The following is a 13,889-nucleotide window of genomic DNA, read 5'->3' as shown; positions in this document are numbered from 1 at the left end:
CGTCCGGGCGATGCGCTTCGCTGCGCGCGGGGACGGGTCGCCGGCGCATCAGGACGCCGGGGTGGAGGTGCTCATGCCCGCAGCTTCCTTGTTCGTCGTGCCGTCAGGGAGGAGGACGTACCAGGCGTCCTTCACACCCTGCCCGTTGACCTGGCCCGGTGCGGTGTCCTTCGCGAACCGGTAGACCGGCCATCCGTCGACGGTCAGCTGGGTCGTCCCGTCGGTGCGCGTGATCGAGCCGACCTCTGCGGTGATCCCATCCGCGGCGGTCGTGCTGGACGCCGACACGGCCGGCCAGGTCGTGGCGCACTCGTCGTAGCAGCTGCTGCTGCCCGAGTTCTGCGTGTCCTTCGTGAACGTGTAGACGGTGTAGCCGGCCTCGTCCGTGATGATCTCGCCCAGCGGCGAGGACGCCGTCGTGAGAGCCGCCGTCTCAGCGGAGGCGGAGGCGGTGGCGGAAGGGCTGTCGGCCGGCGCTTCCGACGAGGCGGCCGAGCCGGCGGCCGTCGAGCATCCGGCGAGAAGGACGGCGGCGAACGCCGCAGTGGTCACAGTGGTCGCGATTCGCTTGAGCATGATGCCTCCTGTAGTGCGGGGGCCGAGGTGGTCCCACCGAGGACACGACACAGCAGTCGCGGACGTTCAACGAGGCGAGAAGATCGCTGGGAGAGCATCCGCGCGGCGGGCGGCTTCAGCGAGAGCGACGATCCGTTGCGCGCTCCTTCGCGTGAAGGCCCGAGGCAGCGCGCTGCTCTCCATCCCCGCGCAGACCGAGGCGAACGAGCACGCAGACCGCCAGGGAACGGTACCCGCGGCCGTACTGCTGAGGATCCGGGCCACCTCGTCAGGTGGGATCGGGCTTCGCTGTATCGCCACGAGGCGGACGCCACTCGGCGCGCTCCTGCTCAAGAGCAGACAGCCTCCCAGTAGAGGCTCGTCCTCTGGCCGATCGAACCCCCTCGGCGGAAGTCTCCGCGAGCAAGCAGACGCCGACCTCGGTCGGCGCTGTGGTGTGCGCTGCGCGCATTTTTGCCTGGAAGCCTTCGGCAGCGTACGGGCCTGCGGCGTCCACGCAAGCCGCTGCGCGGCCGGCTCCTCCGAGGTTCCCGCCACGCGGTCGCTGCGCTCCCTCACATCGCGCCGACAACCTCTCCTCCGCCGCCCTCCGGGTTGCGCTCCCGCCTCCGCCTCTGCTCGGCACTACGTGCCTTCCAGGCAAAAAAACGCTGGGAGAGAAGGAAGAACAGGCGAGCCAGACCACCCCCGCTGGCTTGACAAACCTGATTGAGAATCACGGCAAAAAACGAGGGGGAAGGTCAGAACAAGACCGCCGCCACCCACTCGAATCCGCCGCCATCACGCCCGCAATGAGAGGATTCATCATGACTACGACCCCGATTTCCGAAGACGCGCTCGTCGAGCAGCCCACCTCGCCCGACGCGGCCGTCGCGTACAAGGCTGCTGTCGAGGCCTACGTTTCGGCGCTCTCCGACCCGGCCGTCGCGGAAGCGATCGCCCCGACGCTCACCTGCGCCCGCGCAACGCCCATCATCGACCTCCTCACCGAGGCCGGACACCACGACGTCGCCGGGCTCTGGGCCGAGCTGCACGCCTACTCGGAGGTCAACGACGAGACCGACAAGCACCGCGGCGACGGTTGAGCCTCGTCAGAGCCTCCGCCAAGCGTCCTACTGCTCTCTGACCTGAACGGTGGCGACATCGAGGAGGGCGGGGGAGAGGGTCAGTGAGCTCGGCGAGGACGTCGACTCGCTGGCCCGGGGGGACGCGCTCGTTCGAGCGATCAGTGCCCAGGGTAGGTCGGAACCCAGGCGAGTTCGGCACGTAGCGTCTGACCGAGTTGATCCATTACCAGCTTGTAGTCGCTCTCAAAATCTTGAATGAGGTCGCTCGCTTTTCGCTCACGCTCGCCTTCGTCCAGCCCTCGGTAGAAGACCGGGGGCCTGGTTGCCGCGGCGGCGGCGGAGGCAAATTTCTCGACGGCACCGCGTAGCTCGTCATCTAGCAGACGATTCCGCAGCCTGATGACGTCCAAGTCGTTCGTCGTCATGTCAGCGTCGTACTCAGAGGGGAGCAGAGAATATCGGCCTTCCCTTGCCTCCATGTGGTCGAAGTGCATCGTGCGTCCAGCAAGACGCGCCATGCGCTGAACGGCGTCCTGCAACGCGAGGAGGGTGTCAAGCTGAAACTGATGCTGATTCTGGAGCGCGGCCGAACGGCGCTCTTCCGCGCGCGCCGACCTCTCCCGGACCGCTGATCTTCCATCGCGGCGAGCTTCGTTCAGGCCCGCGAGAAAGAATCCGAGCAACGCTGCAGACGAGGTGAACGCCCCGGTCACCACCTGGGGCCATACGTCGTCCGTCATGAGGTCGAGTATCGCAGCATGCTCCACCCGAACGAGTTGTACTCTCCCGTTGGCTGATCGTGGTGCGGCTTCGCCGAGGTCGCTGTAGGATTTTGACATGTTCGACTGGTTCACGATCCCTCACGGAAAATCAATAGAGGTCGATCGCGAAGGTCGCACTATTCAGGTGCACCACTCAAATCACGATCTCTTCGTGGTTCAGCGATTCTTTGATGGAACTTGGCAAGACACGGTGTGGGTTCGTCGGCTTGGCGGCAGCTGGCGGGTCTCGCGAGAGCCCAATTCTATTGGCATCCACGCGCCGGACCTGGCTTCAGCGGTCGAGGCTGGCCTTGCGCGCAGCGGCGAAGCCCTCCGTTAGAAACTCTGGCTTCGAACTCATCAGGCTACGTTCCGCCTTTCTGTCGTCGGCGAGCGAACGAGCTTCGAGCCGAGGCTCTTGCGTGTGACCGCACTGCAAACGGACATAATCTCAGTTATAGGAGCGATGGCGGGAAGCGCCTGGGGGAATCGCAAGCCCTGTACCGCCCTGACGCACCTGCGTACCGTCGCTGACGACCCGCACCACTCCTCGAGGCACCGGACCGGTGCAGGCAAGGCGACAGCACATGACTAGCAAGCAGAACATCGCCTCCCAGCAGGCTTTCGGCGAGGCGGTGAACGCCGGCGACTTCGCCGCGTTCGACGACCTCGTCGCATTAGACTCGGTCGACCACGACCCGGCGCCCGGCCAGGCACCGGGTCCGGAGGGGTACGCCGCGTTCTTCAGCGACCTGCGGACCGCGTTCCCCGACATGGCGCTCGAGGTCGAGAAGCTCGTCGCCGACGACGACAGCGTCGCGTTCGCCTACACGCTGACCGGGACGCAGACCGGCGTGTTCCAGGGCCACGCACCGACGGGCAAGTCCGTGAAGATCCGCGGCATGCAGATCAGCACCTTTGTCGACGGCAAGCTCGCCGAGCGCTGGGGGAGCAGCGACGAGCTCGGCATCTTCAAGCAGCTCGGGCTCGCACCCGACGCGTAACAAGGCGGGACTTCGACGACTTCCGAGGCTCGTGTGCGACCAGAACCTCGAGGCCCGTCGAACAGCGCCCATGCGACCAAGCTAACAAAAGTATCATTATCGAACAAATTCTCATGTTTGAACATGTGACCACCTGCACTCGTCGGCTGTTCAACATGCGGAAGCGCCGCGAAGGGCGCAGCTCAGAGGCACGTTCGCGAGCGCGACTCGCCGAGGACCTAGTATCGGCTCCGCCCCGTCGCCAGCGGTGCTAGCCGGATTATGGCGAGTGTCGTCGGTCTCGCTACGACCGAGCACTCCTACCAGGCCCACCGATGCTCCCCAAGTGGCGCCGCTCTACGCGGCCAGCTTGGTGACGCCCTCCGGCACACATCGTTGCGGCAGGATCAGGCACGACGGGCGAGGACATGGGATTCACTCTCCTACGTATCCACATACTGCTCGCGCTCTATGACGTAGACGGGGTGATCCTCAAGTCAATTTCCGATTCTCTCCGACCGCATCGGCTCCAAGCGCAACATCCTTGGCGCACTCATCGGGTTCGCTATGCTCTCGCTCCCTGCACTAAGCGTGACCGATCCGCTCATGGTGGCCGGCACATGCCTCACGCGGGGAGCGGCCGCACCCGTCCTCCTCGCGCGCGAAGCCGCCAATCGCAGGGGATTCTATGACAACGGAATTATGCGTCTAGAGTACTCTCGCACAACCGCGGAGGTGAGCGATATCAAATACCAAGAAGTTTCTCGAAGAGCGAGGACTTCTTCGAGATGAAGCCCTCCTGCATCAGCCAGTTCAAGTTAGATTTAGTGGTGTAGTTCTTGCCGGCTTCCATCCAAGGTGTGAGCCGGCCCCGCAGGCCACTTCGAGTGGATACTGGCCAAAATGGGGCGTAGGCGCGAAGTAAATCGACACCGAGGGGCACCTGCGTCAACTTAGCTTCAGTACTCATCACTTTGATCAGTTCACGGGCTGTGGCGGTACCTGCAACACCGGGTGGCAACGTCAGGAACACATCCAAAGCCATGCGGCGCGCCTTCGTATTTTGCGCATCCGTCACAGGGCCGGCTGCTTTCTCGTAGATGTCGGAGGGCATCCCGGCAGAGCTTAGGGCGCGGAGGGCGGCAGGAGATGCATTCGCCGCCCAAAGCGCTTCCCAAAGCTTCGCGCGCTCACCGATCGTTGACCTACGGCTATAGACACCCCATGCGCTATTCGAGAAGGTGACGTCTGCCAAAACCTTCTCGATCTCCTGTGCGGCCGGCGCGGTCTGGAGCCATAGTTGACCGAGAGACGCACGTTGTTCAACGTCAGTAATCAACCCAAGGGCACTACTGGGGAGAGGATGGACAGAAATTCCAAATGACAACATTCGAAGTTGAGTGGTGAGAAGGACCTGTTGCGAAGCAAAGGAGTCGTCTTCCTCCCACAGGTTTGAACTCTGAAGGATGTTGGCGATAGAAACGCACTGCTCATCGGAAACCGTGCCCACCGCGCGCACGATTGCATCAACCGATGCTCCGTCTTCGGCCGCAGTGCCGACTGCATCGACGACCAGATGCGCACGTAGCTCGAGAGTGCTCAAAGTTGAATCCTCTATCGCATCGAGCGCAGCGAGAAGCGTCCACTGGTATTCAAAACGATTATCGCTGTACTCCTCCCATTCCTTGTCTAAGTCCTCACGGACCATTTCTACCAAAGGGGCCGCTGAAATAGGTGGAGAGATCAAGTTGGCGATGCTCAGCGAGTTAGTGGCGCCATTCTCGCTCACGAGAATTCTGGTGGCGTTCGTGGCACGGTGGACGACCGCCCGCAGTGCGTTGCTTTTGTCGATCGCCTTGACAGGAGCCTTCATAGTTAGCATCTTTCGCCAACGACCGGCTGCCCATTCAGGGTGTTCCGCGATTGCGTCTAGCAGGTATTGGTTAGCAGTAGACATGTCTCCACCGTCTCGTACCTGGGTCACGAGGGCGTCGTGTTGGTCCAGATGCCACTGTGAATCGTCCCTAACATTGCGAAGCACTCGCAATAGATCGCGGCGTAACCCTGAGGCTGGCTGGAGGTGGTCCCAGACCAGCAGCACGCGTGTGGTTGCTTCCCGCGTCTCGGCGACAGCCGCTTCAAACGCTTCGGTTGCGGCTTCGTTTTCCTCGTTAGCGGCCTGACGCGCGGCAACCGTTGCGGACTCAGGTGTGACCTCTGCCGGCTTCGAAACAGAAAGCTCAGCGGTGAGTATTGCCAGGTCCGAGGCACTAAGCGAACTTTCGGCTGCCACTTCAACCCTGCGCAGAACTGTCTCGAGCACTTCTGGCTCCGTCAAAACCACGCGAAGAGCCTTCGACGTCAAGAGAGCTTGCGCGACATGCCAGTCGTTCTCTGTAAGAGTTTCGACAAATCGAACCACAAGGCTCCCTGCTGATCCCTGCGAGCGCTCCGCTGCATCCAGCAGCTCTGTCGCGCTAGGAATAGTGAATGCAACAGAGATAGCGCCCGCGTAGCCACGCAAGCTGTCTTCACTGTGGCCGTCAAAACCGGATGTCACGGCGGCACGGAGTGCATCGGATAAGGGCACAGGGACGACGGTCAGGACCGAGCTTAGGTCGCCGGCTAAAATTCTGAGATGCTCTGCGATTTGAGCGGACTCTCTTTCCGCTTGTTCCAGAATGTGTTGAATCGCTTGAGACCGGTCGCTCTCTGAGGCTGCGGCAAGTTCTGCAACTACATCACGACGAGATGCGTCGGGAGCGAGAAGCACCGCGTCATAGACCGCCGGGTCCTCGAAGTGCACTAGCGCGCCCCCCGAGTGCATCATGATGAGTTCAGCTCGCGGTTCGGGCGCGCGCAGTTCACGCAGTCGGCGTAGATAGCGGTGTAGGTTTACAAGCAGCTGGTCCGATACGGCGTCGGTGTCGGTGTTCGCGATCACGCGGTCGAGCTGCGTAGGCTCCGAAGCATCCTCGTCCTCGGGGTCAGGCTCGGAATACTTGGCGAGAAGCTTGGCTACTTCTGGACGGGTAGAAGATTCGTTGCGGTAAAGAAACCGCATCAATGCGGGCGTCCGCTCGACATCGGTCATAAGATGAGGGAATTCGGTTCGGAGCACTGCTAGGATCGCTATCTCCTCGGCAAACTGAACCCATTCAAATCCTAAACTTTGATAAATGCGCGCGGTTACGGCAAATTCATTGAGTAAGACTTTCGTGCGGCGTGGGCTGGCTAGGTGCATTGGGGCGAGTACTGTGACGACTCGCTCTAGCAAGTTTTCTCTATATGCGCCAAGTTCGGCCCAGACACCGCCCTTGGCGGAGACGAGCGAAAGTGCGTATCGGCGGAAGGTGTGAGCGGCCTGAGGTGGGAGGGAGAGCTGGAATTGGAAGATTTTATCCAGATACTCGCCGCTCGTGCCGTAGTACGGCGCGGCAGGACCATGCGGTACTTCGTGGCGAAGATGTTTCGAGATAGTTTCTGCGACAGCTTCGCGGTCGAAAGCCACTACGAATACACATCGCTTGTCGCCGAGGAACGTGCGCAGGCCCTCAAGAGTCTTCACTACATCATCGGGTGAGCAACGGTCGAGTTCATCAATAAAGACAACATAGCGTTTGCTTTGTCCTGCCGCGAGGAGTTGATCGAACAATTTGCTGAACTGGGCAACGTGAGAAGGCATCGACTGAGAGACAGTCACCTTGGACAATTCGATTAGTCCTGCGAGAACTACAACAATCAAGGTGGAGCTGACTCCAAATGCACTCCACCCCTGAATGTTTTGCCACCACAGCCCGACAAAACTCTTCGACGGTTCGACCGCATTAGCTGCTAATGCCCATAGTAGGGGACCTCCTAGAAATAAGAGGAGAAGGGCTAAGGGCAGTAAAATACTGGTCGCTATTCGTCGCGTTTTTGTTGATACGTAGGTAGCGCCTAGGGGGAAGCTAACCTTTGTGGTCCCTTGGAAAAGCTGATCAGGGATATGGTCGTTCTTTGGGGAAATTTGTCGAGCGAGTTCGCTCAGGAAGTTTGCCCGAAATCCTTCTCCGGAGTTTTTCCAAGCATCAAACGTGATATGGCCGACGCTTCTGTCTACGGCTGCGAGCTCTTCCTTGAGCAGTGCATTGAAAGAGCTTTTGCCAGATCCCCACGGGCCGAACAATGCGACGTTGACCTTGCCGGATGCCGATACAGCCAACTCGGCAATTCTCCGGGCAATTACTCGATGATGAAGGAGGTCTTGTTCCGCAGAGATGGCAGCGCGGCCGACGCCCTGTAGGGGTTCGTCAGGAACGATGTCTTCCGGCGTGAGCGGGCTGACCGCGGGGCTCTCTTGCGCTTGATTCATGTTCCGTTCGTGCTTCCGACACGGTCGGAAGCGTCCTCCTCGACGTCGAACGTACCTAACGAGCCGTCAACCATGCCGCTCGACACGTTCGCTCGACCAAAGCGGAACTCGGCAAGGACGGATGACGCCGCGTAGTGCTTCGACACGAAGTTGCGCCCATCCGAACTGACATAACGCGGATTATGGGAGACGCGTGCAAAGCCAGGGGAGGGTCTGTCGGAGCATCCCGGGTGGGTTGAGATGACCCATCATGAATTGGACTCGCCGTGCCCACCATCCAGAACATCGCCAGGGCGTCGTGGTGCGTGAAGTCGGTGGTCACCTCAGTGCTCCCGGCTCGAAGGGCAGTGACGTCGCCGACGCCGATCCTCAACCACATGAAGTCCCAGCCCCCACGCAGACCTGTCGGTACCGGCGTCTCTCTTCCCCTGCCGCCCTCTCCGCGCGCACACTGTGACGAGGCGCTCGAAGAGTCGCGACGAGAGCGTCCTGAGGGCCACGAGCCGCACGTCGCGCCGGATGATCGAAGGAGTGCCGCGTGGACAATCGAGGCCCGCAGTGACGAGAAATGCGCTCATCCTCGGCGGCGCCGCTGTTCTCCTCGCGTTCGGAGTCGCGGGCTGCACCCCGTCGAGCTCACACAGCTCCGCTCCGGACGCTTCCACCCCGGTCCGCGGCTCGAGTGCGGTCACGACGACACCACCGACCGGCGAGAGCTGCGAGCTCAGCGAGACCTCGACGCTGACGACTCAGGACGAAGTGACAGTGATCGTCGAGCTGACCGACGCCGGCGGCGGATCCTGCGAGCTGCAGGGCACTCCGCAGGTGACGTTCCTCGACGCCGAGGGCACCCAGGCGGCGATCGCTGTCCAGGCGAGTTCAGGCGAGCAGTTCCCGGGAACACCAGTCGAGGTCGACCCGGGCGGACACGCCTATCTCACCTTCCTCACGGATACCACCGGCTCCTGCGTGCCCACGGGCGCCGCCACCATGCTCATCGCGGTATCCGGTGCTCCGAACACCACGCGAGTCGAACTCGGCTCGACGACGTTCTGCCCGACCGCGGACGACGTCCCGCCACTGTCGTACCCGGTGACGCCCCAGCCCACCACTCTGACCTGACGATCGGGTAGTCCTGAGCGGTGCGCACTCGCTCCCCTTCAGACCGCTCTCGACGAGATGACACACTCTCGATCATCGAATCGAGTGGTCTCGGATTCGACGCAAGGCTGACGCGCCATCACGTCGACGGTGTTCACCACGGGGGCCAGCGCCTCCGTCGGCATGACCCGAGGTGAGCACTGCAAGAAGACCATCGTGACCGCCGCCTCCGACGTTGGCGCGTGTGTCGTACTCCCCGAAGCGATCCTCCGCGGCCGAATCGCAACGATGTCCGGGCGGTCCCGCGAGACCATGGCCGAGGAGATCAGCGCAGCAGCGAAGCCCGCGACGTCGACCACCGCCCCCTGGACCGACCGGCGTCCACGGAGACGGAGGCGTCCCTGCCCTCGATCGCCCTCGCCGCATCGAGCCGAGCGGCCGCGGCCTGCTCCTCCGATGCCGCGCGCAGCTTCAAGATCTCCTCCTCGAGCTCCGCGAGGAGCGCGCCCTCTCGATCGGTGGCGGCGACGCAGTCGGTCTCGAGCTTCTCCTCGCGCTCCCGGTACACGGCGGCGCGCTCCCGCGCCCTCTTCCGCGCGGCATCTCGCGGGAGGGGGATCGCGGAGTGACGGACCGCGGCAGGCCGGTCAGAGCAGGCCGGTCAGAGCAGGCCGGTCAGAGCAGCCCGTCCGTGAGGTGGTCCGGCGTGCCGAAGCGGTGGGCCGTGATCGACACGGCCTGCTCGCGGAGGAACGGCAGCAGCTCCAGTCGGCCCGCCTCGGTCGCCGGGCCGGCGTAGACCGCGAGGTCGGGGCGCCCGCCCGTCACGGCCGTCACCGTCGCGGCGGAGGCGCCCAGCAGGCGCACCCGTCCGGCGCCGTGCGCGCGCACCCGCGCCTCCCACGCCGCGTCGTCCTCGACCACGACGGCGCCGGCCGCCTCGTCGAGACCGGCGGCGAGCTGCGGAGGCAGCGCCACGGCGCTCGAGACGACCACCCGTGCCTGCGCGGTCGCCGCCGCGACGGCCACCCGCACGAGCGAGCCCAGCGGCTCCCCGGCGGCCAGGCGCACCAGCACGGCGGAGTCGTAGGGCAGGCGGCGGAAGACGTTCCGCTCCGCCTCCAGCCCCGTCACGTCGCGAGGAGCGCCCGCGGCCCACGCCGCCGCGCAGCTGCGCGCCGTCCGCTCCACCGCGGCGTACTCCTGCGCCGGGAGCTCCGCGCGCGACGCGGCGAGCAGGCGGGCGGCCGGTCCGACGACCGGAGCGGTCGCCTCCGACGGCGCCGCGGTCGAGGAGCCCAGGCCGAGCAGGTAGTCCGGCCCGCCCGCCTTGGTGCCCGGGCCGACCGCCGACTTCTTCCAGCCGCCGAACGGCTGGCGCTGCACGATCGCCCCGGTGATCCCGCGGTTCACGTAGAGGTTGCCCGCCTCGATCCCGTCGAGCCAGGTGCCGATCTCCTCCGGGTCGAGCGCGTGCAGGCCCGAGGTGAGCCCGTAGTCGACCTCGTTGACGATCGCGATCGCCTCGTCGAGGGTCGCCGCCGTCATGATCCCGAGGATCGGCCCGAAGTACTCGGTGCGGTGGAACTCGGAGCCGCGGCGCACGCCGTCGCGGACGCCGGGGCTCCACAGGCGTCCGGAGTCGTCGAGGCTCCGCGGCTGCAGCAGCCAGGTCTCACCGGCGCCGAGCGCGGTCAGTCCGCGCAGCAGCTTGCCCTCGGCGGGTTCGATCACCGGCCCCATCCGCGTCGCGGGGTCGGTCGGGTAGCCGACCGTGAGGGAGGAGACCGCGTCGAGCAGCTGCGCGCGGAACCGCTTCGAGCGCGCGACGGAGCCCACCAGCACCACGAGCGAGGCGGCGGAGCACTTCTGGCCCGCGTGCCCGAAGGCGCTCGCCACCACGTCCTTCACCGCCAGGTCGAGGTCGGCCGAGGGGGTGACCACGATCGCGTTCTTGCCGCTCGTCTCGGCGAGCAGCGGGAGGTCGTTCCGGAAGGAGCGGAACAGCTCCGCCGTCTCGTAGGCGCCGGTGAGGATCACGCGGTCGACCTGCGGGGAGGCGATCAGGTCGCGCCCCAGCTCCTCCTCCGGCAGGCGGAGCAGGCGCAGGGCCTCGCGGGGCACGCCCGCCGCCCACAGCGCCTCGGCCACCACGGCGCCGCAGCGCGCGGTCGGCCCGGCGGGCTTGAGCACCACGGCGGAGCCGGCCGCGAGCGCCGCGAGGACGCCGCCGGCCGGGATCGCGACCGGGAAGTTCCACGGCGGAGCGACCAGGGTCAGCGCGGCCGGGTGGAAGCGGGCGCCGTCGACCGCGTCGAGCTCGAGGGCGCGCTCGGCGTAGTAGTGGGCGAAGTCCACGGCCTCCGAGACCTCGGGGTCGCCCTGGTCGAGGGTCTTGCCGCCCTCGGCCGCCATGACCTCGAGCAGCTCGGCGCGGCGCGCCTCCAGCTCGTCGCCGGCGCGGTGCAGGATGCGGGCGCGCTCCTCGGCCGGGACGTCGCTCCAGCCGCTGCCGCGGGCGCCGGAGAGCACCGACTCCAGCTCGTCGAGGGTGCCGATCGTGGCGGCCTCGATCGCGTCGGCGCCGGCCCGGGAGGAGGGGACGCGCGCGAGGATCGCCTGCGCCCACTCGCGGTTCGCGGCGACGGACGGGTCGGTGTCGGGGGTGCTGCGGAAGTCGCCCGGTCCCGGGCGGCCGCTCGCGGCGAACCGGTCGGGCACGCGGTGCGCCGGGGGGACGGCCCCGTCGAGGGCGGCGACGGAGGCGCGGAACCGCTCCTCCTCCCGCGCGAAGAGCGCCGGGTCGGCCTCGAGCTCGAAGACGGCCGACATGAAGTTCTGGCTCGACGCGCCCTCCTCCAGCCGGCGGATCAGGTAGGCGATCGCCACGTCGAACTCGGCCGGCGCGACGACCGGCGTGTAGAGCAGGAGCGAGCCGACCGTGCGGCGCACCGCCTCCGCCTGGCCCTGGGCCATGCCGAGGAGCATCTCGTACTCGATCCCCTCGCGGACGCCGCGGGTGCCGGCGAGCAGCCACGAGTACGCGACGTCGAAGAGGTTGTGCCCGGCGACGCCGACCCGCACGTTGCGGATCCGCTCCGGGTGCAGCGCGTAGTCGACGACGCGCTTGTAGTTCGTGTCGGAGTCCTGCTTGCTGCTCCAGGTCGCCAGCGGCCAGCCGTGGACCGAGGCCTCGACCTGCTCCATCGGCAGGTTCGCGCCCTTGACCAGGCGCACCTTGATGCCGGCGCCGCCGCGGGCCCGGCGGGCGGCGCTCCACTCCTGCAGGCGGATCATCGCCGAGAGCGCGTCGGGCAGGTAGGCCTGCAGCACGATGCCGGCCTCGAGACCGAGGAACTCCGGCCGGTCGAGGATGCGGGTGAAGACCGCGATGGTGAGGTCGAGGTCCTTGTACTCCTCCATGTCGAGGTTGACGAACTTCTGCGGCGAGGAGGCGGCGGCCCGGGCGAACAGCGGCGCCAGCTCCTCGACGATGTCGTCGACCGCGGCGTCGAAGGCCCACGGGTTGTGCGGGGCGGTGCTCGAGGAGACCTTGATCGAGACGTAGTCGACGTCGTCGCGGGCGAGGAGCCGGTGCGTCCCCTCCAGGCGGCGGTGGGCCTCCTCGCGGCCGAGGACGGCCTCGCCGAGCAGGTTCATGTTGAGCCGGACGCCGTCGCGGCGGATCGCGGCGATGGCCGGGCCCAGGCGGGAGTCGGTCGCGTCGATGATCAGGTGGCCGACCATCCGGCGCAGCACCCGGCGCGCGATCGGCACCACGACGTCCGGGAGGAGCGGCGCCATGACGCCGCCGAGGGCGACCGCGCCGCGCATCGGAGCCGGGAGGAAGGACGGCACGCCGCCCGCGATCGCCTTCAGCGCCGCCGCCGCGACGCGGGTGTCCTCGGGTCGGACGACGCCGTCGACGAAGCCGACCGTGAAGTCCAGGCCGGCCGGGTCCTTCAGCACGCCCGCCAGCTGCGCCCCGGAGGCGTCGATCGGGATCGCGGACGCCTCGCGCAGCCAGCGCCGCACCAGGGCGACGCTCTCGTCGACCAGGCGGGGATCGATCGAATCGGCGGACGGGCCGTCGGCCGCGGGGCCGGTGGCGAGAGCGGGGCTGGCGAGATCCGTCATGGTGCGGTCCTTCTGCTCTGAGGTGGGTGCCTTCAGTATTCGACCGACTACCGTTGAGCAGAAGCGACCGTTCCTTATCGGTACCGGTCAGCTCAGCTGAACGATCGGAGGGACGCCGTGCTCGATGTCCGCCGCCTGGTCCTGCTCCGCGAGGTGGCCATCCGCGGCACTCTCGCCGCCGCGGCCGAGGCCCTCGCCTACAGTCCCTCGGCCGTCTCGCAGCAGCTCGCCGTGCTCGAGCGCGAGGCCGGCGTCGAGCTGCTGCGGAAGGCGGGCCGGCGCGTGCAGCTCACACCCCAGGCCGAGATCCTGGTCGAGGCGGCCGGCGAGGTGATGGCTCTGCTCGAGCGGGCGGAGGCGGCGCTCGCGGCCTCGGGAGAGTCGGTGACCGGGCGGGTGCGCGTCGCGGTGTTCCAGTCGGCCGCGCTCGCGCTCATGCCGGGTGCGCTCCGGGCCGTCGCCGACCGCTTCCCCGAGGTGCGCGTCGAGATGGTGCAGCGCGAGCCCGAGGGTGCGCTGCACGAGACGTCGTGGGCGCGGGAGTTCGACCTCGTCGTCGCCGAGCAGTACCCCGGCCACTCGACCTCCTGGCTGCCCGGACTGGTTCGCAGCGACCTGACGTCCGACGCGATCCGCCTCGCCGTGAGCCGCGACTCCGCCGTCGTCGACCTCGCCTCGGCCCGCGACTCCGCCTGGGTGATGGAGCCGCGCGGCACCGCGAGCCGCCACTTCGCCGAGCAGACCTGCCGGGTCGCGGGCTTCGAGCCGGACGTCCGCTTCGAGACCGCCGACCTGCAGGCGCAGATCCGCCTCGCCGCCTCCGGCCACGCCGTCGCCCTGATGCCCGACCTGGTCTGGGCGGGCGAGGCCCCGGACTGCCGCCTCCTCGAGCTGCCCGGCACGCCCCGCC

General features: G+C 66.3%; 10 protein-coding genes. 5 read left to right on the top strand and 5 right to left on the bottom strand.

All coding sequences use genetic code 11. From position 1 onward, the window contains the following. Positions 1-48 precede the first annotated feature (48 nt). Positions 49-576, bottom strand: coding sequence for a hypothetical protein (locus C5D66_RS11375; protein WP_055794425.1), 528 nt, complete (start codon positions 574-576; stop codon positions 49-51). Between the two features lie 806 nt (positions 577-1,382). Here C5D66_RS11375 and C5D66_RS11370 point away from each other — a divergent pair. Further along, positions 1,383-1,661 carry a hypothetical protein gene (locus C5D66_RS11370; protein WP_104256082.1) on the top strand — a complete coding sequence of 93 codons (279 nt, stop codon included), beginning with the start codon at positions 1,383-1,385 and terminating at the stop codon, positions 1,659-1,661. A gap of 140 nt (positions 1,662-1,801) precedes the next feature. Here the strand turns inward: C5D66_RS11370 and C5D66_RS11365 are convergent, their stop codons facing one another. Beyond that, on the bottom strand, positions 1,802-2,482 hold the full coding sequence (locus C5D66_RS11365) for a hypothetical protein (RefSeq protein ID WP_146083183.1): 681 nt from the start codon (positions 2,480-2,482) through the stop codon (positions 1,802-1,804). On the opposite strand from C5D66_RS11365, the gene C5D66_RS16820 reads away from it, so the two are divergent. Continuing rightward, a complete protein-coding gene (locus tag C5D66_RS16820; RefSeq protein WP_146079353.1) occupies positions 2,481-2,744 on the top strand; it encodes a hypothetical protein in 264 nt (87 codons plus the stop codon). The genes C5D66_RS11365 and C5D66_RS16820 overlap by 2 nt on opposite strands. 247 nt (positions 2,745-2,991) lie before the next feature. Beyond that, positions 2,992-3,408 (top strand): ester cyclase, encoded by a 417-nt coding sequence (locus C5D66_RS11360; protein ID WP_104256080.1) that lies wholly within the window; start codon positions 2,992-2,994, stop codon positions 3,406-3,408. A 724-nt stretch (positions 3,409-4,132) separates the two neighbouring features. On the opposite strand, the gene C5D66_RS11355 is transcribed toward C5D66_RS11360, so the two are convergent. Further along, positions 4,133-7,741: a P-loop NTPase fold protein gene (locus tag C5D66_RS11355; RefSeq protein ID WP_104256103.1), complete on the bottom strand. Its 3,609-nt coding sequence runs from the start codon at positions 7,739-7,741 to the stop codon at positions 4,133-4,135. A 558-nt stretch (positions 7,742-8,299) separates the two neighbouring features. Between C5D66_RS11355 and C5D66_RS11350 the strand changes: the two genes are divergently transcribed. After that, positions 8,300-8,863, top strand: a complete 564-nt coding sequence (locus tag C5D66_RS11350; protein WP_181028850.1) for a DUF4232 domain-containing protein — start codon at positions 8,300-8,302, stop codon at positions 8,861-8,863. 304 nt (positions 8,864-9,167) lie between these two features. Here C5D66_RS11350 and C5D66_RS11340 read toward each other — a convergent pair whose 3' ends face one another. Further along, the gene (locus C5D66_RS11340) at positions 9,168-9,410 is read right to left on the bottom strand and encodes a hypothetical protein (RefSeq protein WP_104256077.1); all 243 of its coding nucleotides are present in this window, start codon (positions 9,408-9,410) and stop codon (positions 9,168-9,170) included. A 107-nt stretch (positions 9,411-9,517) separates the two neighbouring features. Next, positions 9,518-12,979, bottom strand: a complete 3,462-nt coding sequence (locus C5D66_RS11335; RefSeq protein WP_104256076.1) for a bifunctional proline dehydrogenase/L-glutamate gamma-semialdehyde dehydrogenase — start codon at positions 12,977-12,979, stop codon at positions 9,518-9,520. 117 nt (positions 12,980-13,096) lie between these two features. Here C5D66_RS11335 and C5D66_RS11330 point away from each other — a divergent pair. Beyond that, on the top strand, positions 13,097-13,889 hold a 793-nt coding region (locus C5D66_RS11330), incomplete at its 3' end, for a LysR family transcriptional regulator (RefSeq protein ID WP_104256075.1).

This window comes from Rathayibacter sp. AY1B4, assembly GCF_002932815.1.
Taxonomy (GTDB): Bacteria; Actinomycetota; Actinomycetes; order Actinomycetales; family Microbacteriaceae; genus Rathayibacter.
This window is presented reverse-complemented; position numbering and strand designations above follow the sequence as displayed.